This window comes from Rhodococcus sp. IEGM 1330 (assembly GCF_033142445.1).
Taxonomy (GTDB): Bacteria; Actinomycetota; Actinomycetes; order Mycobacteriales; family Mycobacteriaceae; genus Rhodococcoides.
Map to the genome: position 1 here is coordinate 712,334 of NZ_JAWLSB010000001.1, position 23,336 is coordinate 735,669.

Sequence of the window (23,336 nt, forward strand, 5' to 3'; positions counted from 1 at the left end):
CCCCTGGCCGATCCTGACGCGTCCATGGCGCGGTTTCGGTGGCTCTGAGCAGCCGATTTGGAGAATGGGTAGTCACCTTTGATAGTCTCTATCCCGGCTCGAAACGCAGTGCACATCGATCAGATGAGCAATTCGATTCAAGTCCATTGGGGTATGGTGTAATTGGCAACACAGCGGTTTCTGGTACCGCCATTCTAGGTTCGAGTCCTGGTACCCCAGCGAGCAGGTGAAGGCGATTTTGTCGCCGAGGCCGAGGCAGTTAAGCTGGCTCAGCACGTACAAGCTCGAACACAATGCAGGTGAAGTTCCTGGCCCCGTCGTCTAGCGGCCTAGGACGCCGCCCTCTCAAGGCGGTAGCGCGGGTTCGAATCCCGTCGGGGCTACAACAGACAACACCCTCTCGATCCGCGGATCGGGAGGGTGTTGTCGTTTCGGTGTGTACGTCTCAGACGCTCTTGCGGCGGAACATCTTCTGATGGTCGGCCGGACCGTGGGCGTTGTTGACCTTCGGTCCGCCGTCCTTGTGGTCGACGGAATTGTGGGACTTGCTGTTCTTCTGTTCCAGAACCTCGCGGAACTTCTTCTTCAGTTCTTCACTGCCGGATTCGGGCATGGGTGACTCCTCGCAGTCGACGACCGGCCGGGTAGGCCGCTCGAGACGAAGGTACCCCACTCTCGCAGCTCGATCAGCTCGTTTTCCTCGTGCCGACAGGTCTGTGGGTTTCCCTCAGAGCCGCTTGTGCAGTGCGTCCGCGGCCGCCAGGAGATCCGCGGCCCAGCGCGCTCCTGGCTTGCGTCCGATTCGATCGATCGGCCCGGACACCGAGATTGCCGCCACCACAGTGTCGTTGCTGTCGCGCACCGGCGCGGCGACGCTCGCGACGCCCGGTTCCCGCTCGCCCGCACTCTGTGCCCAACCGCGCCGCCGAACTTCGAGGAGAACACGCTCACTGAATTCTGCATCGGGCAGAACTGTTCGTTGAGTCTGCGAATCGGCCCATGCGAGAAGGACTTTGGCACCCGATCCTGCCGTCATCGGCAGACGTGCGCCGACGAGCACGGTGTCTCGAAGTCCGGTCGGTGGCTCCATGGACGCCACGCACACCCGCACCGTCCCTTCGCGCCGATAGATCTGCACACTCTCGCCGGTGATTTCGCGCAGGCGTGGGAGTACCGAGGCGGCAGCATCGAGCAGGGTGTCCGATGCACTCGCCGCAAGCTCTCCCAGTCCCGGCCCGGTCCGCCACAGGCCGTCGGCGTCTCGTACGAGAAGTCGGTGGGTCTCCAGGCCGACCGCGAGGCGGTGGGCCGTGGCACGGGGCAGGCTCGTTCGAGCGCACAGATCATTGAGATTGCAGGGCTTCTCGGCCACTGCGTGCAGCACCGTCATCGCCTTGTCGAGGACACCGATACCGCTCGATTTGTCGACGAGGCCATTGGGGCTATGCTGTCTCATAGAACGATATTAGCCTCCCGAATGCTGAGATTGCACAACTACGAGATCTTCAGTGCGCGCCAGGGGCATGATGTCGAGACGATCACGCGAGGTGGACCAGCCCGTTCACCGGCGCGACGACGACAGGGAAGACGAGGTCCGCGACAGCGATGTCCGAAACACCGAAGACTTTGGCGGAGAAGGTATGGGACCAGCACGTGGTGGTCCGAGGCGGCGGAGAAGGCGGAGCGCGTGAGCCGGATCTGATCTACATCGACCTCCATCTGGTGCACGAGGTGACGAGCCCGCAGGCGTTCGACGGACTTCGGTTGGCCGGCCGCGGACTCCGGCGTCCCGATCTGACGATCGCGACCGAGGACCACAACGTCCCGACGGCCGACATCTTCGCGCCCATCGCCGATCTGGTCTCGCGCACACAGGTCGACACCCTTCGACGTAACTGCGAGGAATTCGGTGTTCGGCTCTACCCGATGGGCGATCTCGATCAGGGCATCGTGCACATCATCGGCCCACAGTTGGGTCTCACTCAGCCCGGCATGACCGTGGTGTGCGGAGACAGTCACACCTCGACGCACGGAGCCTTCGGCTCGATCGCAATGGGCATCGGTACCAGCGAGGTCGAGCACGTCATGGCCACGCAGACCTTGTCGCTGCGTCCGTTCAAGACGATGGCGATCACCGTCGACGGTGAGCTCGCCCCCGGCGTGACGAGCAAGGACCTGATTCTTGCCGTCATTGCCAAGATCGGTACCGGTGGCGGGCAGGGTTACGTCCTCGAGTACCGCGGTGAGGCCATCCGAAAGCTGTCGATGGAAGCGCGAATGACCATCTGCAACATGTCGATCGAAGCCGGTGCGAGGGCAGGCATGATCGCACCCGACGAGATCACCTACGAGTACCTGAAGGGGCGCCCACACGCTCCGCAGGGAGCCGACTGGGACGCAGCAGTGGCGTCGTGGAACGAGCTGGCGACAGATCCGGATGCGGTGTTCGACAACGAGGTCCACATCGATGCCGATACGTTGACGCCGTTCGTCACGTGGGGCACGAATCCGGGTCAGGGTGCGCCGCTGGGAAGTACGGTGCCCGATCCGGAGGCGATGACCGACGAGGGCGAGCGGTTGTCGGCGCAGAAGGCCTTGCAGTACATGGGCCTCGAGGCCGGCACGCCGATCCGTGAGATCGCCGTCGACACCGTGTTCGTCGGTTCGTGCACCAACGGTCGAATCGAGGATCTGCGGGCCGTTGCGTCCGTTCTCGAGGGACACCGGGTTGCCGAGGGAGTGCGAATGCTGGTGGTACCCGGCTCCATGCGGGTACGAGCGCAGGCCGAGGAGGAAGGCCTGGGCGAGATCTTCACGGCCGCAGGAGCGGAGTGGCGTCAGGCCGGTTGCTCGATGTGCCTGGGAATGAATCCGGACCAACTGGTGGCGGGCGAGCGATCGGCGTCGACCTCGAACCGCAATTTCGAGGGCAGGCAGGGCAAAGGCGGTCGTACTCATCTCGTCTCGCCTCTGGTTGCAGCTGCTACCGCAATCCGCGGAACCCTGTCCTCTCCGGCTGATCTCGCGTAGAACGCGTCCTCGCTCGGATCGATCGAACCCATAGGAGAACATTCGATGGAAGCTTTCACCCGGCACACCGGTATCGGAGTTCCGCTTCGGCGGTCCAACGTCGACACCGATCAGATAATCCCCGCCGTCTACCTCAAGCGCGTCACGCGCACCGGATTCGAGGACGGGTTGTTCGCCGCGTGGCGCTCGGATCCGAACTTCATCCTGAATCTCGAGCCGTACAACCGAGGCTCGGTGCTCGTAGCCGGGCCCGATTTCGGTACGGGATCGTCACGCGAGCATGCCGTCTGGGCACTCTCGGACTTCGGATTTCGGGTTGTGATCGCCTCCCGTTTCGCCGATATCTTTCGCGGAAACTCGGGCAAAGCCGGGCTGCTGGCCGCCGAAGTGGATCAGTCGGACGTCGAATTGCTGTGGAAAGCCTTAGAAGAACAGCCCGGTCTGGAAATAATTGTCGACCTCGTCGACAAGACCGTAACGGCTGGAACGTTGGTGGTGCGCTTCGCGATTGACGACTACACGCGGTGGCGTCTGTTGGAGGGGCTGGACGACATCGGATTGACATTACGCCAGGTAGAGGCCATTACGGAGTACGAAAAGTCAAGGCCTTCATACAAACCCCTGACCCTTCCGGCGCGGATCGAGGCACCCACCGAAAGCTGACCGGGCAGCGGTCCGACACGCTTTGCGGCCGTGAATCATTCCGCGACACCAGAATGAAAATTGGCGTGGCGCATAGACTCTTGACGACTTGGGGTTTACCGTTGTAGTAGTCGGTCCGACGATGGGCCACCATATAGCGGAGGAAATCCATGAACAAGGCAGAGCTGATTGACGCCCTGACCGAGAAGTTGGGGTCTGATAGGCGGAGCGCCACAGAGGCTGTCGAGAACATCGTCGACACCATCGTGCGCGCAGTACACCGCGGCGAGAGTGTCACGATCACGGGCTTCGGCGTGTTCGAGCAGCGTCGTCGCGCAGCGCGCGTCGCCCGTAACCCCCGCACCGGTGAGACCGTTCGCGTGAAGCCGACCAACGTTCCGGCATTCCGTCCGGGTGCACAGTTCAAGGCCGTCATCGCGGGCGGACAGAAGTTGCCCGCCACCGGTCCTGCCGTCAAGCGCGGTGCGGCCGCGGCTCCGGCCAAGAAGACTGCGGCTGCGAAGAAGACGGCTGCGAAGAAGGCGGCCGTGAAGACGACCGCCCGCAAGGCAACCACCGCTGCCGCCAAGAAGGCAGCACCGGCCAAGACCACGGCTCGTAAGGCAGCGGCTCCCGCAAAGACCGCCGCCAAGAAGGCAGCTCCCGCGAAGACCACCGCGCGCAAGACCGTTGCGAAGAAGGCTCCGGCCAAGACGACTGCGCGCAAGGCCGCAACGACTGCTGCTCCCGCCAAGAAGGCTCCGGCCAAGACAGCGGCCAAGAAGACCGTTGCCAAGAAGGCTCCGGCCAAGAAGGCTCCGGCCAAGAAGGCACCCGCGAAGCGCGCAGCGAAGAAGTAGAGCCTGCAGGCTCCACTTGTGAGGCGCAGCCGCAGATGCGGCAGCGCACGTGTGACAGCGTGGATACGGCAGAAGGCCCCCGACTCGAAGATCGAGTCGGGGGCCTTCTGCCGTTCGTGGTGCGCCGCTCAGCCGTCGGCGGTGAGGGTGGGCAATGGACTGGCGATGTGGTCGGCAGAGATGAGTCTGCCGTCACGGCGCGAGAGTACCCATACGCTGCCCTTGCGGTTTCTGTTGGCAGGCAACGTGATTCCGTCTTTCTCGGCCCACCAGCGCATCAAGTCGGGGATCACTTTTCCCTGGCTGCAGACAACGGGGGTGCCGGGCAGTTCGGCGATGTCGCGAGCGCGATGGCGTCCCTTGCGCGGGTCGTCGGCGTACCCTTCCTCGGACAGGAGGTGCTCGGGAGTGATGTCCACCCCCAACGATTCCGCGAATGGAGCGACTGTCTGGACGCATCGAGCGCGGTCGGCTGCATACACGGCATCACCGCCGAAGGCCCGAAGCAACGAGACCAAGGATTCGGCCTGGCGTCGTCCGCTCCTGTCGAGTGGGCGGTCGACGTCGTTGCCCTTGAACCGCGAGCGCGACCCGGCACTGCCGTGCCGAACCAACAGCACCGTGGAGGTGTCGGCAGGCTTGGCCACGAACCGGCGAAGGATCTTGTGGTCCATGGGATACGAGAGTTCACGGCCGACGTCCTGGGGCGCCACCCAGCGCAGTTCGTCCACCTCGACATTGGGGACGAACTCGCCCCCGGTGACCTCTGCCGCCCAGTACAGCACCTTCTTGACCCGCCGGTGCCCCGGAATCGGGTAGGTGACGTAGGACAGCGACCGTCCCAGTCGTGAGTCGAATCCGGTCTCCTCCTTGACCTCTCGGACCGCTGCATCGACCGCTGTTTCACCGGGATCGAGCTTTCCCTTGGGGAACGACCAGTCGTCGTACTTGGGCCTGTGCACCAAAGCGACCTCGACGCCCGAATCGCCGCTCGGTGAACGTCGCCACAGGATCGAGCCCGCCGCAAAGATGTTGGCGCGGGGAGAGCCGTCGGAAGTGCCCATCAGGACGCCTGATTCCTCCGGTTGCGCATCAACTCCACCTGATGCTCACGAACTTTCTCACCCCGAGCCGGTGAGGCGACCCAACCACCGTCCGGCCCTAGTTCCCAGCACCGAGTAGTGGGGTCGAGGGCCGAATCGAAGATATCGCCGAGCTGGTTGGCCAGCCGTGGGTCCTTGACCTGAGCCATCACCTCGACTCGGCGATCGAGGTTGCGGTGCATCATGTCTGCGCTGCCGATCCAGACTTCGTCGGCGCCCTGGAAATGCAGAACTCGTGAATGCTCGAGGAATCTGCCGAGGATGGAACGAACTTCGATGTTCTCCGACAGACCGGGAACTCCTGGCTTGAGTGCACAGATTCCGCGCACCACCACCTTCACCGGGACTCCTGCCATCGATGCTCGGTAGAGCGCGTCGATGACCTGCTCGTCGACCAAGGCGTTGGCCTTGAGGCGAATTCCGGCGGGACGACCCGCCTTGAGGTGCTCGACCTCCGCCTCGATGCGCTCGACGATGCCGCGCCGTACCCCGTAGGGAGCGACAAGCAGATTGCGGTACTTGGACTTTCGTGAGTAGCCGGTGAGCGAGTTGAACAGATCGGTGAGGTCGGCTCCGATTTCGGGAGATGACGTGAACAAACCGACGTCCTCGTAGATGCGCGCGGTCTTGGGGTTGTAGTTGCCTGTGCCGATATGGCAGTAGCGGCGAATGACCGACCCTTCACGGCGCACGACGAGGCAGGTCTTGCAGTGCGTCTTGAGTCCGACGAGCCCGTACACGACATGGACGCCGGCCTTTTCCAGCTTGCGTGCCCACTCGATGTTCGCCTGCTCGTCGAAGCGGGCCTTGATCTCGACCAGTGCTACGACCTGCTTTCCGGCACCGGCGGCATCGACCAGAGCATTGACGATCGGTGAGTCGCCCGAGGTGCGGTACAGCGTCTGTTTGATGGCCAGCACCTGCGGATCTGCTGCAGCTTGCTCGATGAAGCGTTGCACGCTGGTGGAGAACGAGTCGTAGGGGTGGTGCACCAGTACGTCGCCGTCGCGCAGCGTGGAGAAGACACTTTTGGGGGTCTCCCGCTCACCGAACGCCGGGTGGGTAGCCGGGACGAAGGGAGCGTCCTTGAGGTTGGGGCGGTCGACGCCGTAGACCTGCCACAGGCACGACAGGTCGAGCAGACCGGGGACCTGAATGACATCGCCGGGATCGACGTCGAGTTCGCGCAGCAGTAACTCGAGCATGTGCTCGGTCATGTCGTCGGCGATCTCGAGTCGCACCGGCGAGCCGAATCGCCTACGCGCGAGCTCTCTTTCGAGCGCCTGAAGCAGGTCCTCGTCGCGGTCTTCCTCGACCTCGAAATCGGCGTTGCGAGTGATGCGGAACGCGTGGCTCTCGACGACCTCCATACCGGGAAAGAGCACGTCGAGGTGAGCCGAGATGAGTTCTTCCATCGACAGGAAGGCGTCGATGCGGTGGCTGCCCTCGCCACGCTTGACGCGCACGAATCGATCGACGTTGTCGGGGACTTTCACGCGGGCGAAGTGCTCGCCGGTGGTTGCGTAATCCTTCACTGTCACAGCAAGGTTGAGACTCAGGCCGCTGATGTACGGGAACGGGTGCGCTGGGTCGACGGCCAGAGGTGTGAGAACCGGGAATACCTGCTCGGTGAAGTACTCGGACAATCGCGCCCGTTCCTCGCTGTCCAGATCCGACCACCGGATGATCGCAATACCCTCGGCGGTGAGCTCGGGCAGGATCGAATCGAGAAGCACTCGGGCGTGTTTGAGTGCCAGTTCCTGGGTGCGTTGACCGATCACTGCGAGTTGTTCGCGCGGCGTCATGCCGTCCGCCGATCGAACCGACAGACCGGTTTCGTCTCGCCGTTTGAGTCCGGCGACCCGAACCATGTAGAACTCGTCGAGATTGGACGCGTAGATCGCCAGAAATTTGGCGCGTTCGAGCAAGGGCAGCGACGAGTCCTCAGCGAGCGCGAGTACTCGCGAGTTGAAGTCGAGCCAGCTCAATTCCCGGTTCAGATAGCGATTTTCGGGAAGTACCGTGGCCGCATCAACGGATTCCGGTGTCGCGGCCGGCAATGCGGAGGGAATGCTGGGCATCGTCGCAGTGACCGGGGCACTCCATACCGGCTCCGAACCACTGCCATCATCTGTCTCGATTGCCGGGTCTTCGTTCTCTGGTAGCGCGTCGTCTGTGCTCACCGCACGATCATCCCCCATACCCGGCCCCGGTGAAACTCCGAACGGCCAAACTCGTTCACGAGCGCATCGACCCCGCCGCGGTCCAGATTTGTCAGGCCGTCGTCGCGGACGCGTTGTCGCTCCAACCGAGGGCTCGAAGGGTTGCGGCAGTAGCCGGTCCGACCCCGAGTCGGTGTGCTCTGCGTACGTCGTCGACGGTGTCGACGTCCAGGCGAAGGCCAGGCCAGGTGCCGTCGAGTCGATGCGCGCCCGACTCGGTGTGGCGGCGTGCGGAATCCGGTCCGAAGAGCGGAGCCAGTTCGTCGGCAGAGTCCTTCAGAATCAACGCGGCGGTTCCGGTTCCGTGATGGTCGACGACGACCGATCTGCCTCCGCGTCGAGCACCGGCATAGGCCTGCGCGAGTTCGTCGGTATGCATCGCCGGTAGGTCCGCTTGCAGTGCAACGATGTCGACTTGGTCGGCGGTGGAGATCTCACTCCCGCGGGGCGCGCGGATCGTGCGATCGCGCCGCAGGACTCGCGCAGCCGAGGAGAAGGCGTGATTGAGACGTTCGTCCGCTCGCTGAGCCGGATCGCCGATCGGTTCGTCGAACACCTGAGCACCGATTTTTCGTGCAGTCTCGGCGACGAGCGAATCGGGTGTGACCACCGTGACCGAATCGACGGCCGCTACGGCGGCAGCGGCGGCGACGGTATCGCTGAGCATGGCCAACACCAACCGGGTTCGATCGGGTGCCGAGAACTCCGCAGCCAAGCGCGACTTCGCCGCGGTGAGATCCTTCACCGCGATGAGAACCCTGACGACGCGGCGGGCAGGGTCGGACGACGCGCCCGCCCGGTCGCCGTCGTCGTCTGGTGATGCACCCATGGTGCTCGATCCTGCCAGCGTCACGGATCTGTGCCGACTCCGACCGCCCGAGTAGGTCTGCGAGTTAGGGTGATGCGCGCGTGGACAGGGCATCGGCGAAGTAGGCGAGGGGTTGGCGGAATGAGCAGAGCAGCGGTACTGGGGTCGGGTTCGTGGGGGACCGCATTCGCCAAGGTGTTGGCCGATGCCGGAACGGACGTCACCATGTGGGCCCGCCGCGAGGAACTCGCCGCATCCATCACCGACGACCACGAGAACAAGGACTACCTTTCGGGAATCGAGCTGCCGTCGTCGATCCGCGCGACGAGTGATCCCGTCCGTGCACTCGACGGAGCCGACATCGTGGTGCTGGCCGTGCCGTCGCAGAGTCTGCGGGCCAATCTGGGGGCATGGACCGACTCCATCCCGCCGCACGCGACGCTGCTCTCCCTGGCGAAGGGAATCGAGACCGGAACGCTCATGCGGATGAGCCAGGTGATCTCTCAGGTCACCGGTGCCGATCCCAGCCGGGTCGCGTGCCTGTCCGGGCCGAACCTTGCGCGCCCGATAGCCGAGGGGCAGCCCGCCGCAACCGTCATCGCGTGCTCCGACTCCCAGCGTGCCCTCGAGATTCAGAAATCCTGCGCCACCGGATATTTCAGGCCCTACACCAACAGTGATGTCATCGGTGCCGAGATCGGTGGTGCCTGCAAGAACGTCATCGCCCTCGCCTGCGGGATGGCCGCAGGCGTCGGATACGGCGAGAACACCCTCGCGTCGATCATGACCAGGGGTCTGGCCGAGATCATCCGCCTCGGAGTAGCACTCGGTGCCAAGCCGTCGACGCTGTCGGGCCTGGCCGGGGTGGGCGACCTGGTCGCCACCTGCTCGTCACCCCTCTCGCGTAATCGCACGTTCGGAGAACGACTGGGTTCGGGTGGCTCCCTCGAGAGTGCGCAGGAAGCAGCGCACGGGCAGGTTGCCGAGGGCGTCAAGTCCTGTACCTCGGTCCGTGCCCTCGCCGAGAGTTACGACGTCGAGATGCCGCTGACCGACGCCGTGCATCGGGTCTGTCACGGCGGCATGTCCGTTCCGGATGCGGTCGGGCACCTGCTGGGACGTCGTATCAAGCCCGAGTGAGGCAGTGATCGCGGTCTCCCGACGAACAGGGCGAATCCGCGTTCGATGAGCCGCGGCGGTACGGTTTCTCATCGTGAGTACTCCCCGCATCAAAGTTGCCGTCGTCTTCGGTGGCCGCAGCAGCGAGCACGCTGTGTCCTGTGTATCGGCAGGTAGCGTGCTGCAGAACCTCGATCCGGCCAAGTACGAGGTGGTTCCCGTGGGTATCACCGCGGACGGTGCCTGGGTACTCGGCTCCTCCGACATCGATGCGCTGTCGATTCACGACCGGGTACTGCCGACCGTGGACAAGACGGGAACAGCGCTTGCTCTCAGTACGGACCCGGGTCACGCCGGCGCTTTGCTCGCCCTCGGCGAGGGGAAAGGCGGGACGGTGCTCGCATCCGTCGACGTCGTGTTCCCGGTTCTGCACGGACCGTACGGCGAGGACGGCACCCTGCAGGGTCTGCTCGAGTTGGCCGGCGTTCCCTATGTCGGGCCGGGCGTGCTGGCCAGCGCTGCGGGGATGGACAAGGAATTCACCAAGAAGCTGCTCGGTGCCGAGGGACTGCCGATCGGTCGTCAGGTCGTACTCCGGCGCGCGGTCGACGACCTGACGGCCGCCGAGCGTGACCGAATCGGCCTGCCTGCATTCGTCAAACCGGCCCGAGGCGGATCGTCCATCGGAATCTCGCGCATCACCGCCTGGGACGAACTCCCCACCGCGATCGCCGTTGCGCGCGAACACGACCCCAAGGTGATCGTCGAAGGCATGATTCACGGCCGCGAGGTCGAGTGCGGGGTGCTGGAATTTCCCGACGGCACCGTGCGTGCGAGCGCCGTCGCCGAGATCCGAATTCCCGACGCGGACATCGACGATCATGCTTTCTACGACTTCGACACCAAGTACCTCGACGATGTCAGTGAGTTCGACATCCCGGCTGCCCTCGACGACGCCACGAGCGACCGCATTCGTGAACTCGCCGTCGCCGCCTTCCGGGCGTTGGACTGCCAGGGACTGGCGCGAGTGGATTTCTTCGTCACCGAGAACGGTCCGGTCATCAACGAGATCAACACGATGCCCGGGTTCACCTCGATCTCGATGTACCCCAAGATGTGGGCGGAATCCGGCGTCGACTACCCGACGCTCATCGCCACCCTGATCGACACCGCTCTCGCCCGCGGTACCGGTTTGCGTTAGAGCTGTTGCGGCCCAGCGCTACTGCAACGGAGCCGGGTCGAGAGGTTGTTGGGGCAGCGCGTCCGACACGGCCGAGGACGCGTCCTGCAACGGGGTGGGGCCCGAGTCGCCGGGAATTGTCAGGGCAACGTACACGCCGCGATCGACGACGAACCATGTGCTGGCGTCGATCCCGTCGTCTTCCCCGGACACCTCGAACCACTGAACGCCGTTGATCACCTGCAGCGGTGCAGCCACATCGAACCCGGTCGGCCGGGGCAGGCCGCAGCGCAACACGACCGGCTCGGCGTTCTCCTCGGCCGAGACCCACGCGCGGACTCCGACCGGGGACGGGTCGGCCAGCTCGGCTCTCGTGTAGTCGCCGAGGTTCTCGGGCACGGCGTCGAGCAGGGACGTGCACTGCGCACTCGCGGCATCGGGTGAGTCGACCGGGCCCAGAGCGACCGGATCGCGAACGGGTGAGCGATTGACCGCGATCGCGGCAACCAGAACTCCGACCACCAGCGCGACCGGCAACGCGATCGCGGTGGCGATGACTGCGGGATGGCGCTGTTCGCGAGTGCCCTCGATCTCGGCCGAGCTGTCTTCGGTGCCGGCGTCGTTGCCGGTGTCTGGTGAACTCACGAGCTATCCGACGGACGTCGTCGACTGCGGGGCCACGGGGCAGGTGAGGGTGCGAGTGATGGCATCGACCTTCTGGATACGGGAGACGATCTCGGCGATCTCGGTGTCGGAGGCACCGTCGGCGCGCGCGATCACGTCGTAGGGTCCGACCACTGCCTCCGCCGACACGACACCGTCGACGGCCTCGATCTGCTGTGCGACGGCCGTCGCACGGCCGACCTCGGTCTGAACGAGAACGAATGCTTGCACCATCGGTGGTCCCTTTCCCCTGCCGGACTTCTCGACTGTAGGTTGAGTCGACTACGTTCTCTTCGCACGTAACCTGCTGCATCGGTACTGTCCCGACCGCCGCTAAAAGGTACCGCAGGCGCGGCGCGCACTCCGCGTGAGACCGTCGCGCACGCATCGCGTTCTCAGGGAGGAACATCATCGACGACACCGTCATCGACTCGGCCACCGGCAGCGAGCGCACCGTCGCGCAGGTCGGCGAATTCGACGTGATCGCCCGTGCCATCGCAGATCGTGTGCAGCCACCGTCGACCATCGTCGGGCCGGGTGACGACGCAGCCGTTGTCGCCGCGTCCGACGGTCGGATCGCGGCGTCCACCGATATGTTGGTGCACGGCAGGCACTTTCGGCTCGACTGGTCGAGTCCGATACAGATCGGCCGCAAAGCGATCGCGCAGAACGGCGCGGACATCGCCGCAATGGGCGCGCAGTGCTCGGGTTTCCTCGTCTCTCTCGGATGCCCGGCCGACACGCCGGTGAGCGTGACCGATGGTCTCAACGAGGGCATGTGGCTCGAGGCAGTTGCTGCGGGATCGGCCGTCGTCGGTGGCGATGTGGTGCAGTCGTCGCAGCTGGTGATCTCGATCACCGCGCTCGGCGATCTTCAGGGCCGGGCCCCGGTTCTTCGATCGGGGGCGAGTGCCGGTGATGTGATCGCGTACGCGGGACGGCTCGGCTGGTCGGCGGCCGGACTTGCCCTACTGCTCGGAGACAGGGACGGAACCGGCCACGACGCGGTGTTGGACGCGCACCGAGTGCCCGTCCCTCCGTATCGCGCCGGAATCGACGCGGCAGAAGCGGGAGCGACCTCGCTCACCGACGTCTCCGACGGGCTCTTGGCCGATCTCGGCCACATCGCCGACGCGTCGGGCGTTGTACTGGACGTCGATCCCGACCTGCTGGACATCCCCCTCGAAGTGCAGTCGGCAGCAACGCTGATGAGGCACGATCCGCTGGACTGGGTGCTCACGGGAGGCGAGGATCACGCTCTTGTCGGCACCTTCCCCGACGCCGCCGCCGTTCCCCAGGGATGGACGGTGATCGGCCGCGTCGAGCACGGAGACGGTGAGCCGGCGGGTCGAGTGACGGTGGGCGGACGCGTCCATGCGGGTAGATCGGGATGGTCGAGTTTCGAGGGCGAGTGAACGCGGGTCGGGTCCATCGAGTCGGCTAAGTTGCAGAGATGGCTATCTATGCGCTCGGTGATCGCGAACCCGACATCCACCCCGACGCCTACGTCCATCCCGACGCCGTCGTCATCGGAGCGGTGACCTTGGCTGCCGGATCGTCGGTGTGGCCCACTGCAGTTCTGCGGGCCGACTACGGCACCATTTCGATCGGCGAGGGCACCAACGTGCAGGACGGGACCGTGGTGCACTGCACCCCGATCGACGCAACGGTCATCGGTTCCGGGTGCGTACTGGGCCACAATGCGCACGTCGAGGGTGCGACCATCGGGGACAACTGCCTCATCGCGTCGGGCTCGGTTGTACTGAACGGTTCGAAGATCGGTGCAGGCTCGATCGTCGGTGCAGGCGCGGTGGTGCCGTTCAAGTTCGTTGTGCCCGAACGTTCCATGGCGCTCGGTGTGCCCGCCAAGATCCGCGAGGGCTACCAGGTTCCCGACGGCCACGTCGACATCAACGTGCAGATGTACTCGGCCAACGCCGCGTACTACCGCGACGCACTGCGCCGGATCGACCGGTGACGCCTCCGCCACTCGCCGATACCGTCGAATCGGGATGGGCACGCGCCCTCGCTCCGGTGGAGACGAATGTCGCTGCGATGGGCGACTTTCTGCGAGCCGAGCTCGACGCCGGACGGCATTACCTGCCCGCGGGCGAGAACGTGCTGCGCGCGTTTCGCTACCCCTTCGATCGGGTCCGCGTGCTCATCGTCGGTCAGGATCCGTATCCGACGCCGGGACATGCAGTGGGGCTGAGCTTCTCGGTCGCGCCCGACGTGCGACCCGTACCGCGGAGTCTGAACAACATCTTCAAGGAGTACTCGGACGATCTGGGTTTGCCCACGCCCAGCAACGGTGACCTCACGCCCTGGGCGGACCGAGGCGTGATGTTGCTCAACCGCGTGCTCACCGTCGAACCGTCACAGGCGGCGTCGCACCGGAAGAAAGGGTGGGAAGCGGTGACGGAGCAGGCTATCCGCGCACTCGTCGCCCGCGCCGAGAATCCGGACGCGCCCGGGCTGGTCGCAGTATTGTGGGGCCGCGACGCGTCGACTCTCAAGCCGATGCTCGGATCGGTGCCCTTCATCGAATCGGCGCACCCGTCACCGCTGTCCGCCTCACGCGGGTTCTTCGGATCCAAGCCCTTCAGTCGCGTGAACGAATTGTTGGTCGAGGGCGGAGACGAACCGATCGACTGGACGCTGCCGTGACCGGTTCAGGAGAAGTCGGGACGACGCTTCTCGACGAACGCGTCGACGCCTTCACGTCCGGCAGGTGACGACGCAGCTGCTGATATCGAGGCAGCTTCGGCGTCCAACTGCTCTGTCAGAGTTGTCGATTCGGAGGTTGCGAGCAGTCTCTTGATTCCCTGGTACGCCGATGTCGGCCCGTTCGCGAGGGTTCGAGCGAGGCGCTCGGCCTCAGTGTCGACGATATCGTCGCCCACCAGCCGGCTGAGGATCCCGAGCCGAACTGCGTCCTCGCCGTTGATGATCGAGTCATTGAGGAGAATGTCCATCGCGCGGCCCGAACCGACGATGCGGGGGAGCGTCCAGGACATTCCTCCGTCCGGAGTGAATCCGATCGAGGGGTACGCGGGCCGCAGCTTGGTCGACGGCCCGCCGATGGCGATGTCGGTGAGACACACCAGGCTCATGCCTGCCCCGGCCGCCCACCCGTGGACACCGGCGACGACAGGGACGGTGACGGCGGCGAGTTCACGAACGAACGCATGGAACGTGTCGGCGACCGATCCGACGAATGTGCCGCGATCGTCGGCACCGGCGAAATCGCGCACATTGCCGCCTGCACAGAAATTGGGTCCCCGCCCGATGAGAAGGACGCTGCCGATCGCAGTCGCGCCCGCGTTGACGGAGCGGAGGGTCGAGGTGCCGTCGTCGATGCCCTCGAGATCGAGCGAGGAACCGCCGGCCTCGGTGGCTACGACGATGCGCAGTACACCGTCCTCGATGCTGACCTTGCTGGAAATGTCGGCGTCCGTATACGTCACGGTCGGACTCTAACCGACGCAGTGACTGCACTGTTCGGCTGCGTGCTTCGGCAGCGACGTCGACACCGACAGCCACGGCCGTCAGTGGGATCGACGGTGGGGCAGTCGGACATCGAACACCGTGCTCGAATCGATTCGGTCGACGGTGATGGTGCCGCCGTGCAGGCGCACGTTCTCGGCGGCGAGGGACAGTCCGAGTCCGCTGCCTTCGCTGCGTCCACGAGCGGTGTCCACCTTGTAGAACCGTCGGAAGATCGCGTGGCTGTCCTCCGGCGAGATCCCTGGCCCGTGGTCCACCACTGTCAAGTCCACCCACTCGGGACGAGCGTTCATCTCCACGCGTACCGGGGGCTCGCCGTGACGAAGTGCATTACCCACGAGGTTGGCGACCACCACGTCGATGCGTCGCGGATCCACGGTCGCGTCGATACTGTCCGGCCCCCGCAGTTCGACGCTCTCTGCCCATCCGCGGCGGGTCAGTGAGTGTCGGACGAGCTCGACGAGGTCGACATCGTCGAGAACGAGGCGCGCCTGTTGTGCGTCGTGACGAGACATCTCGATGAGATCCTCGACGAGCCGAGCGAGTTTCCCGATCTCACCGCTGAGGATCCGAGCGGCCGCTCCCGCATCGGGTGGCAGGTGGGGGATTTCTTCCTGGAGAATCTCGGCGACCGGAACCAATGCTGCCAGTGGTGTCCTCAGCTCGTGGGAGACGTCGGCGACGAACCGACGCGCCTGTTCTTCCGATTCCTCCAGTCCCTGGATGACCGTCTGGTTGCGGGCGATCAAGGTGTTGAAGGTCGTCGTCAGCTCGGCGAGTTCGGTCACGCCCTCTTCCGAGAGCCGAACGCTCAGATCACCGTCGGCCGCGCGGGCAGCTGCTCGGTCCAGGTGTCTGAGCGGACGTACCAGGGTCGACGCGATCCAGAGTCCGAGCAGTCCACTGACCAGTACGCCCGCCGCCAGGGTGAGGCCGACCGCACGAAGGAGGTTGTCGAACTTGTCCTGTACACCCTCGAGCGGCCGAATGGTGACGGCCTTGACGAGGGTGTCGTCGCCGTCCAGTGCAGTCGGATCGATGACAGTGACGGACATCGCCAGCATGATGCGTTGGGAATCGAGTCGCTCGAAGCTGATGATTCCGGGACTGTTCACCCTGGCGAGGAATTCGGGGGAAATCGTTGCCGGGTCCACGGATCCGCGTCGGATCTCGTCGTCGCCGACGATGAGCGTCGAATCGGACGGGAACAGCTGTCCCAGTTCGGCTGCTGACCGACTGCTCACCTGCGCACCGGCGATCTCCTGCAGATCGTCGCGAAACTGGGCAGTCGCGACTTCCTGGGCGTTGGAGTAGATCCACGATCGCGCCATCAAGGACACGACACCTGCTGTGGCACCGGCGATGATCACGACGATGGTGATGAACACGAGGACCAGTCGAGTGCGCAGTCCGTCGATACGCAGCCAGGACGGCATCAACGAGCCAGGCCTGGGGCGAACCGATAGCCGAACCCTCGCACCGTCTCGATGACGGTCGGCGTGGCGGGATCGTCCTCTATCTTTCCGCGCAACCGCTGGATCGCCGCGTCCACTATTCGGGAGTCGCCCAGATAATCCTGATCCCATGCCGCCGACAACAACTGGCCTCGGCTCAGTACGTGTCCCGCGTTATCGGTCAGGGCGAGCAACAATCGAAGCTCCGTCGGCGTCAGTGTCAGCAGAGTTCCGGCCTTCCGAGCCTGCATCGCCGAACGGTCGACAGTGAGATCGCCGAACTGCTCGACGTTCGCTGCGACCGACCTCGGCGGCGAGGTGGTCGACCGTCTGACGACCGCCTTGATGCGTGCGTCCAGGACGCGAGGGCTGGCGGGTTTGACGACGTAGTCGTCGGCTCCGGCTTCCAATCCCGCAACGGTGTCGATGTCGTCCGAGCGAGCGGTGAGAATGATGATCGGAATCGAACTTTGTGCTCGGATGCGTCTACAGATCTCGTAACCGTCGGCTCCGGGAAGCCCGAGGTCGAGCAGCACGATTTCGGACGCGGCAAGTGCGGTGTCGAGATCGCCGTTGCCGTCGCAGCGATGGTCGACTCGGTGACCGAGTCTGTTGAGTCCCAACGTTATTGCTTCGGCCACAGCTGAATCGTCTTCCACGAAGAGAATGTTCACCATGTAGGGGCCTTGTGCGGTCGAAGGAACTGCGGTCGGCCCAGGGTACAGGCGTCACAAGTGAGCAAGGCGCTCGTTGTCGGGGTCGGCCAGCGCCGAGTGACGGGTCGCGGCGGTGTTCATCGGAAACGCGGAGACTGCCAGTGCGTAACACCCGGCGAGCAGTAGCGCGCCGATCGCATCGCTGGGGCGGTGCCACTTCAGAACGACGACGGACAACGCTGTTCCGATGATCGACAGTACCCCGACGAATCCGACGAGGATTCGCCAGCGCCGAGCAGTGACGAGGTAGATCTCACACACCACAGCTGCGACGCAGGTGAGCGTGCCGCTGGGAAACGAGTTGTGCATAGCGAGACCGTCCAGGACCGGCCGATCGAGCGAGTTCTTGAGAATCCAGGCCGTCGCGATAGGCCCGAGCGCCACGATCAGCACGCGCACAATCACGCCAGTCGAATTGCCGCCCAACATGATCAGAAGCACCACGAGTACTCCTGCTGCGGCCGAGATCGGGGCGACGAAGCCGACGAATTCCGAGCAGAAGACCACGAGGGCATCGGACAGCGCTGCTGCGCTCACCATGAGCTGTTGATCGACCGTTTGACCCACGGCCGTGAGCACGGATACGGCGAAGACGGCGATTCCGAGAATCAGCAGTGTCAGTGCGGCCGCCAGTTTCCTGGGTTCGACTCGTGTCACCGTGAGCTCTCCGCCCGGTCGCTGGACGCGTCGCTCGATGGCACCGGGCATCCGCCACCGGTGGTGTCCGCCATCTCGAAGTGCCACATCTCGTTCGCGTATGTCTGGCACAGCCCGTACTCGCCACCGTGCTGGATCAACCAGTCGTCGGCATCCGTAGGTCCGATATCGACTGCCCATCCGGTGACGTGCTTGGACCGATCGGGCGATTGGACCCACCGCCGGGCCTCGTCGGCGCTGCCGTACCGGACTACCGCATCGTCGAACAAGCGTTGTTGGTATGCGGCGGAACGCCATCCAGAGGTGAGGTACATATCCACTCCCGACGCTTCCGCTTCGGCCGCAGCGGCCTGCAATGCCGTGCGCAGAGGAAGGTGGAGGCGGGCCAACGCGGGGAGGTGGACATCATCGAGGCTGATGCGGCCTTCTATCTCACCGCCGTACGGGCCCGAATCGAACTGTCGCTCGACATAGCTCCCCGTCGCGAACGGGCCGGATTCTCGGAAAGAGCACGAGGACAGTGTCAGCGCTGCGAGCGCCGCCACGACGATGAGTGTGCGGGTGGTTGGCATGTGTTCGAGACTGCTCGGCCGGTGTAACCGGCCGATGCCCGTTCTTCGCCGAGACCGTCACGGTGTGCATCGGCTGTGTAACAGAACGGAACGGGAGCAGAAACGACTGTGCCCCGCCACCGGAATCCGGGGGCGGGGCACAGTTCTCGCACGCGAGGAACGCCGTGGAGGAAAACGAAGAGCGAGGCCGAAATCAGCCCCGGACCACCTTGCCTGCCTTCAAGCAGGAGGTGCACACGTTCATGCGCTTGGAATTACCAGGCGCAACCTGAGCGTGAACGGTCTGAATATTCGGGTTCCAACGACGGTTGGTCCGTCGGTGCGAGTGCGAGACCGACTTACCGAAGCCGGGCCCCTTGGCGCATACGTCGCAGACGGCAGCCATAGTCGCGAACTCCTTGATAGATGTTGATCGATACATGTGGTCGAAGACATCGAAACGAACTACGAGCAGATGCAAGGATTGCAATGCGTGAAGATCGCCTCGAGGCAACCCTGCAAGAATAGCGGCGTCACACGCAATCACCAAACCGCCACGGCAGACGCTGCGCGAGGGCTCACGTACGGCGCGCCACCGATCATGCCCGACTAAGCTTCGGGCACTGTCCGCGAGGGAGTTCGGACGAGGTAACGGACGTGACGCGGGGGGAGGCTGCTCGAGGTGGTCGACGTTCTCGAATCGATCGATGCCGCGGCCCTGCGACGGTGGGCCTACCGCTGCGTCGATTCCCTCACCGCGCGGTGCGACGAGATCAATGCGCTCAACGTGTTCCCCATCCCCGACTCGGACACCGGCACCAATCTCATGTTCACCTTCCGCGCCGCGGTGGAGTCGATGCGCGCAGCCGGGCCCACTGCGGACGCCCGCGCCATCGGGCGGGCACTGGCCGTGGGGGCAGTCGCGGGTGCGCGGGGCAACTCGGGAGTGATCGTGTCTCAGCTGTTGCGCGCTGTTGCCGAGGCCGCAGCGGACGGCCCGCTGGACACGGTGTCGATCCAGGCGATGTTGCGACGCGCGAAAGTCCTGGTCGCGGGCGCGGTCAGCGTTCCCGTCGAGGGTACGATGCTCACCGTTCTGGCCGCCGCCGATCGCGAAGCCTCCGCCCACGATGCCAATGTCAGCCTCTCCACGCTGGTGGTCGACATCGCCGAGGCCACCGCTCGCGCTGTCGACAGCACGACGGACCAACTCGCCGAACTCCGGGAGGCGGGGGTCGTGGACGCCGGCGCTCTCGGTCTTTCGGTGATCGTCGATGCGCTCGTGGAGGTGGTGATCGGCCGCAGCCCGCCGCGCCGGCGATACCGTCGCCCACACGAGCACGAACGCGAGACGGTCGGCGATGCGTCCACCGTCTCGTCGGACTGTGGCGGTGCACCCGAGGCGGTGTCGAGGTACGGGTCGAGTCGCCCCCTCGGATACGAGGTGGTCTACGTCGTACACGGCCCGGAGGACGCGGGGGCGGCGGAACTTCGCCGGGCTCTGGCCGACATCGGAGATTCTGTCGTGGTCGCCGGTGACGGTTCCGGGGCCTGGTCCGCGCATGTACACACCACCGACCCCGGTGGTGCCGTCGATCGCGGAATCGCTGCCGGAGATGTTCGCGGAGTGCGTATCTCGTGTTTCGGTCTCGCCGAGATCGCCGGAGCGGTGAGCCCCGAAGTGCACGACGGAGCAGCGTTGTCGGTAGGTCGCGATATTTTGGCGCTGGTGGCCGGTGACGGTGCCGCGGAACTCTACGTTCAGGAAGGCGCGACGGTGGTTCGGTGCGACGAGGCGATCGACTCCTCGGTGCTGCATCGAGCGATCGTCGGGATGAAGCATCGCGAGGTGTTGGTGTTGCCGAACGGCGAGTTGTCCGCGCAGGAACTCGTTGCCGTCGGCGCAGCTGCCCGAGCGGACGGCAAAGACGTGGTGATGTTGCCGTGCTCGGCGATGGTGCAGGGTTTGGCCGCGCTCGCGGTGCACGATGCCGCCCGGGCCGCAGTCGACGACGCGTTCACGATGTCCGAGGCGGCGGCGGGCACGAGGTGGGGTTCTCTGCGTATCGCACAGGAGCGATCGCTGACGTGGGTCGGCACGTGCGAGCCGGGAGACTGCATCGGGCTCGCAGGGCAGGAGGTGGTGATCGTCGCCGCTCGTCCGCTCGATGCAGGGTGTCGGTTGCTCGATCAGCTCCTGGCCACAGGAGGGGAGCTGGTGACAGTGCTCGTCGGGGCCCAGGTATCGGATGACTTCGGTGATCGGCTGGCCGAGTACGTGGCGGGCGCACATCCCGGAGTCGACGTGGTGGTCTACACAGGTGGGCAGCCGGGGGATCTCGTGCAATTCGGAGTGGAATAGGGAATCTCGGACAATGGCAACGCTGGTGGACCGGCTCGATCACATCCTCGGAGCCGCGGCGGCGACGCCGCTGGCAGACGTCTTCGGTATTCACACCGTCGAGGACCTGCTTCGGCACTATCCGCACCGGTACATGACGCACGGTTCGGAGCTGGGGGAGAAGGAGCCGCCCGAAGGCGAGCACATCACCATCGTCGCCACGGTCGAGTCCGCGACGCTGCGTTCGATGAAGAACCGCAACGGTCAGTTCCTCGCAGTGACACTCGCCGCCGATGGACAGCGGATCGACGCCACCTTCTTCAGTCCGCACAAGCTCAAGCACGTTCTGGTACCCGGTCGCCGGGGAATGTTCTCGGGCAAGGTCAAGTACTTCGGCAAGCGGTGGAATCTCACGCACCCCAGCTACGTGATTCTCGGCGGAGACGACAACGACGGTGCCATCGTGCCCGCAGGACGAATCGTCGGCGGCGGCACCCTGGCCGGACTCGCTCGTGGCTCGGTCGATTCCTCCGGAGCCGTCGACATGTCGGTGTTCGATCGAGCATTCGTGCCCATCTACCCGGCCGCGAAGGACGTCGAGAGCTGGACCTTCATGCGCTGCGTTCGGCAGGTGCTCGATCAACTCGACGACGTGGTCGATCCGCTGCCCGAGTCGGTACGTGCGCAACGCGGTCTCGTCGACATCGACACCGCTCTGCGGTCGGTCCATTTCCCGGATACCGCACAGGACAAAGACTCTGCGCGCGAGCGGTTGAAGTTCGACGAGGCGCTCGCTGTGCAACTCGTCCTCGCCGACCGCAGACGCAACGCATCCACCCGGGTGGCAGCGCGATGCCCACCCATCACCGACGGTATCGCCGCGGAGTTCGATCGGCGTCTGCCGTTCGAGTTGACGGCCGGCCAGCACCAGGTTGCAGCCGAGATCGCCCACGATCTGTCGGCACCGCATCCGATGTCGCGGCTGTTGCAGGGCGAGGTCGGCTCGGGCAAGACGATCGTTGCGCTGCGCGCGATGCTGCAGGTGATCGATGCCGGGCATCAATGTGCGCTGCTGGCACCGACGGAGGTTCTCGCCTCCCAACACGCACGCTCGATTCGGTCGATGCTCGGGAGCCTCGCGGCCGGTGGCGAACTCGGATCGCACGAGCTGGCGACCAAGGTCGCCTTGTTGACCGGCTCGATGTCCACCGCCGCCAAGCGGTCCGCGCTGCTCGATGCCGTCACAGGTGACGCGGGCATCGTGATCGGTACCCACGCCCTGATCGAGGACCGAGTCGAGTTCCTCGATCTCGCGATGGTCGTCGTCGACGAACAACACAGGTTCGGCGTCGAGCAACGAGATGCGTTGCGCGCGAAAGCTCGTGACAACACCAGTCCGCACTTGCTGGTGATGACCGCGACCCCCATCCCGCGGACCATCGCGATGTCGACGCTGGGCGACCTCGAGACGTCGGTGCTGACCGAACTGCCGCGCGGCCGATCTCCCATCGTCAGCAACGTGGTGCCCGCCAGGAGCAAACCGGGCTGGGTGGAAAGAGCGTGGCAGCGTATTCACGAGGAAGTGGCAGCCGGCCGCCAGGCCTACGTGGTGTGCTCCCGCATCGGTGACGACGAGGACGCGGAGACCGGGAAGAAGGGGAGTGCGGCGAAGAAAAAGGCGACATCGGAGGACGGCCCCGAGACGACGGCTGCGGTTGACCTGTACGAGACGCTCTCCACCGGACCGATGCACGATCTGCGAGTGGGGCTGCTGCACGGACGACTGTCGGGAGACGACAAGGACATCACCATGTCCGAGTTCAACTCCGGCGAGATCGACGTCCTGGTCTGCACCACGGTGGTCGAAGTGGGAGTGGACGTTCCCAACGCGACGGTCATGGTCATCATGGATGCGGACCGATTCGGCGTGAGCCAATTGCATCAGTTGCGAGGCCGAATCGGCCGAGGCGGGCACCAGGGTCTGTGCATCATGATCAGCTATCTCAGCCCCGCGGGCGGCTCCTTCGCCCGGCTCGAGGCGGTGGCAGCGACCAACGACGGCTTCGAGTTGGCCAAGCTGGATCTGGCCACTCGTCGCGAGGGTGACGTTCTCGGTGCTGCACAGTCGGGCACGGTCAGCGGATTGCGGCTGCTCTCGTTCATCGACGACGAGGACATCATCGCCGACGCACAGGACTGTGCGCGATCCCTGTTCGCGCGGGACCCGTCGCTGGCGAACGATCCCGGCATAGCGTCGATGATGCGGTCGGCCTGGCGATCGGATCGCGTGGACTACCTGCAGAAGTCCTGACGGGCAGGAGTGGAGCCTGCGGAACGACCGGGGTGGGCAGGAGTGGAGCCTGCGGAACGACCGGGGAAGGCAGTTGGTACTACTGCACCGTTTCAGTGGAGAAAATCGAGCACATCGTCCCGCATGGTGAGATCAGTACACCTCGGTGACTGACGCTGCCGGGTAAGTTGAG

Annotated in this window: 23 protein-coding genes and 2 tRNA genes; 12 read left to right on the forward strand and 13 right to left on the reverse strand. The window is 64.8% G+C overall.

Features of this window, described 5'->3' with window-relative positions:
- The first annotated feature begins 147 nt into the window (after positions 1-147).
- Positions 148-219, forward strand: a tRNA-Gln gene (locus R4P57_RS03225).
- A gap of 91 nt (positions 220-310) precedes the next feature.
- Positions 311-383: transfer RNA gene (locus R4P57_RS03230), tRNA-Glu, on the forward strand.
- A 62-nt stretch (positions 384-445) separates the two neighbouring features.
- Here R4P57_RS03230 and R4P57_RS03235 read toward each other — a convergent pair.
- Together R4P57_RS03235 and R4P57_RS03240 are read right to left on the reverse strand one after the other, a co-directional pair.
- The gene (locus R4P57_RS03235; RefSeq protein WP_283313907.1) at positions 446-613 is read right to left on the reverse strand and encodes a DUF5302 domain-containing protein; all 168 of its coding nucleotides are present in this window, start codon (positions 611-613) and stop codon (positions 446-448) included.
- Positions 614-727: 114 nt separating this feature from the next.
- Positions 728-1,456: an IclR family transcriptional regulator gene (locus R4P57_RS03240; protein WP_317801428.1), complete on the reverse strand. Its 729-nt coding sequence runs from the start codon at positions 1,454-1,456 to the stop codon at positions 728-730.
- Between the two features lie 149 nt (positions 1,457-1,605).
- On the opposite strand from R4P57_RS03240, the gene leuC reads away from it, so the two are divergent.
- The 3 genes from leuC to R4P57_RS03255 all read left to right on the forward strand — a co-directional run bounded on the left by leuC (position 1,606) and on the right by R4P57_RS03255 (position 4,532).
- On the forward strand, positions 1,606-3,030 hold the full coding sequence (gene leuC / locus R4P57_RS03245; protein ID WP_317801429.1) for a 3-isopropylmalate dehydratase large subunit: 1,425 nt from the start codon (positions 1,606-1,608) through the stop codon (positions 3,028-3,030).
- Positions 3,031-3,075: 45 nt separating this feature from the next.
- Positions 3,076-3,693: a 3-isopropylmalate dehydratase small subunit gene (gene leuD, locus R4P57_RS03250; protein WP_314144406.1), complete on the forward strand. Its 618-nt coding sequence runs from the start codon at positions 3,076-3,078 to the stop codon at positions 3,691-3,693.
- A gap of 149 nt (positions 3,694-3,842) precedes the next feature.
- Positions 3,843-4,532, forward strand: coding sequence for an HU family DNA-binding protein (locus R4P57_RS03255; protein WP_032397768.1), 690 nt, complete (start codon positions 3,843-3,845; stop codon positions 4,530-4,532).
- Positions 4,533-4,660: 128 nt separating this feature from the next.
- On the opposite strand, the gene R4P57_RS03260 is transcribed toward R4P57_RS03255, so the two are convergent.
- The 3 genes from R4P57_RS03260 to cofC form a co-directional block, all read right to left on the reverse strand.
- On the reverse strand, positions 4,661-5,596 hold the full coding sequence (locus R4P57_RS03260) for an NUDIX hydrolase (protein WP_317801430.1): 936 nt from the start codon (positions 5,594-5,596) through the stop codon (positions 4,661-4,663).
- Positions 5,596-7,716 (reverse strand): RNA degradosome polyphosphate kinase, encoded by a 2,121-nt coding sequence (locus R4P57_RS03265; protein WP_317801688.1) that lies wholly within the window; start codon positions 7,714-7,716, stop codon positions 5,596-5,598. The genes R4P57_RS03260 and R4P57_RS03265 overlap by 1 nt, the downstream gene beginning before the upstream one ends.
- Positions 7,717-7,909: 193 nt before the next feature.
- Positions 7,910-8,704 (reverse strand): 2-phospho-L-lactate guanylyltransferase, encoded by a 795-nt coding sequence (gene cofC, locus R4P57_RS03270; protein ID WP_411742297.1) that lies wholly within the window; start codon positions 8,702-8,704, stop codon positions 7,910-7,912.
- A gap of 102 nt (positions 8,705-8,806) precedes the next feature.
- On the opposite strand from cofC, the gene R4P57_RS03275 reads away from it, so the two are divergent.
- Together R4P57_RS03275 and R4P57_RS03280 are read left to right on the forward strand one after the other, a co-directional pair.
- Entirely contained in the window at positions 8,807-9,805 is a 999-nt protein-coding gene (locus R4P57_RS03275) for an NAD(P)H-dependent glycerol-3-phosphate dehydrogenase (RefSeq protein WP_037189714.1), read from the forward strand.
- 73 nt (positions 9,806-9,878) lie between these two features.
- Positions 9,879-10,985: a D-alanine--D-alanine ligase family protein gene (locus R4P57_RS03280; RefSeq protein WP_317801432.1), complete on the forward strand. Its 1,107-nt coding sequence runs from the start codon at positions 9,879-9,881 to the stop codon at positions 10,983-10,985.
- Positions 10,986-11,003: 18 nt separating this feature from the next.
- Here the strand turns inward: R4P57_RS03280 and R4P57_RS03285 are convergent, their stop codons facing one another.
- Positions 11,004-11,555 (reverse strand): DUF3515 domain-containing protein, encoded by a 552-nt coding sequence (locus tag R4P57_RS03285; RefSeq protein WP_317801689.1) that lies wholly within the window; start codon positions 11,553-11,555, stop codon positions 11,004-11,006.
- 57 nt (positions 11,556-11,612) lie between these two features.
- Positions 11,613-11,861: an Lrp/AsnC ligand binding domain-containing protein gene (locus R4P57_RS03290; protein ID WP_317801433.1), complete on the reverse strand. Its 249-nt coding sequence runs from the start codon at positions 11,859-11,861 to the stop codon at positions 11,613-11,615.
- A 245-nt stretch (positions 11,862-12,106) separates the two neighbouring features.
- Here R4P57_RS03290 and R4P57_RS03295 point away from each other — a divergent pair, with 245 nt between their 5' ends.
- Genes R4P57_RS03295 through R4P57_RS03305 form a run of 3 tightly spaced genes read left to right on the forward strand, consistent with a single transcriptional unit; the run spans position 12,107 to position 14,294 of the window.
- The gene (locus tag R4P57_RS03295; RefSeq protein WP_411742276.1) at positions 12,107-13,042 is read left to right on the forward strand and encodes a thiamine-phosphate kinase; all 936 of its coding nucleotides are present in this window, start codon (positions 12,107-12,109) and stop codon (positions 13,040-13,042) included.
- 38 nt (positions 13,043-13,080) lie between these two features.
- A complete protein-coding gene (locus R4P57_RS03300) occupies positions 13,081-13,605 on the forward strand; it encodes a gamma carbonic anhydrase family protein (protein WP_032397774.1) in 525 nt (174 codons plus the stop codon).
- The gene (locus tag R4P57_RS03305) at positions 13,602-14,294 is read left to right on the forward strand and encodes a uracil-DNA glycosylase (RefSeq protein WP_317801434.1); all 693 of its coding nucleotides are present in this window, start codon (positions 13,602-13,604) and stop codon (positions 14,292-14,294) included. The genes R4P57_RS03300 and R4P57_RS03305 overlap by 4 nt, the downstream gene beginning before the upstream one ends.
- A gap of 5 nt (positions 14,295-14,299) precedes the next feature.
- Here the strand turns inward: R4P57_RS03305 and R4P57_RS03310 are convergent, their stop codons facing one another.
- The 6 genes from R4P57_RS03310 to rpmB form a co-directional block, all read right to left on the reverse strand.
- Entirely contained in the window at positions 14,300-15,094 is a 795-nt protein-coding gene (locus R4P57_RS03310; RefSeq protein ID WP_317801435.1) for an enoyl-CoA hydratase/isomerase family protein, read from the reverse strand.
- Positions 15,095-15,175: 81 nt separating this feature from the next.
- The gene (locus R4P57_RS03315; protein ID WP_317801436.1) at positions 15,176-16,570 is read right to left on the reverse strand and encodes an ATP-binding protein; all 1,395 of its coding nucleotides are present in this window, start codon (positions 16,568-16,570) and stop codon (positions 15,176-15,178) included.
- Complete coding sequence (locus tag R4P57_RS03320; protein ID WP_317801437.1) at positions 16,570-17,265, reverse strand: response regulator transcription factor; 696 nt, start codon at positions 17,263-17,265, stop codon at positions 16,570-16,572. The genes R4P57_RS03315 and R4P57_RS03320 overlap by 1 nt, the downstream gene beginning before the upstream one ends.
- A gap of 51 nt (positions 17,266-17,316) precedes the next feature.
- On the reverse strand, positions 17,317-17,961 hold the full coding sequence (locus tag R4P57_RS03325) for a phosphatase PAP2 family protein (RefSeq protein ID WP_317801438.1): 645 nt from the start codon (positions 17,959-17,961) through the stop codon (positions 17,317-17,319).
- On the reverse strand, positions 17,958-18,533 hold the full coding sequence (locus tag R4P57_RS03330; RefSeq protein WP_317801439.1) for a M15 family metallopeptidase: 576 nt from the start codon (positions 18,531-18,533) through the stop codon (positions 17,958-17,960). Before R4P57_RS03330 ends, R4P57_RS03325 begins: the two co-directional genes overlap by 4 nt.
- 193 nt (positions 18,534-18,726) lie before the next feature.
- A complete protein-coding gene (gene rpmB, locus R4P57_RS03335) occupies positions 18,727-18,918 on the reverse strand; it encodes a 50S ribosomal protein L28 (RefSeq protein ID WP_008717389.1) in 192 nt (63 codons plus the stop codon).
- A gap of 276 nt (positions 18,919-19,194) precedes the next feature.
- Between rpmB and R4P57_RS03340 the strand changes: the two genes are divergently transcribed.
- Positions 19,195-20,874, forward strand: a complete 1,680-nt coding sequence (locus R4P57_RS03340) for a DAK2 domain-containing protein (RefSeq protein WP_317801440.1) — start codon at positions 19,195-19,197, stop codon at positions 20,872-20,874.
- A 13-nt stretch (positions 20,875-20,887) separates the two neighbouring features.
- Positions 20,888-23,164: an ATP-dependent DNA helicase RecG gene (recG, locus tag R4P57_RS03345; protein ID WP_317801441.1), complete on the forward strand. Its 2,277-nt coding sequence runs from the start codon at positions 20,888-20,890 to the stop codon at positions 23,162-23,164.
- Positions 23,165-23,336 lie beyond the last annotated feature (172 nt).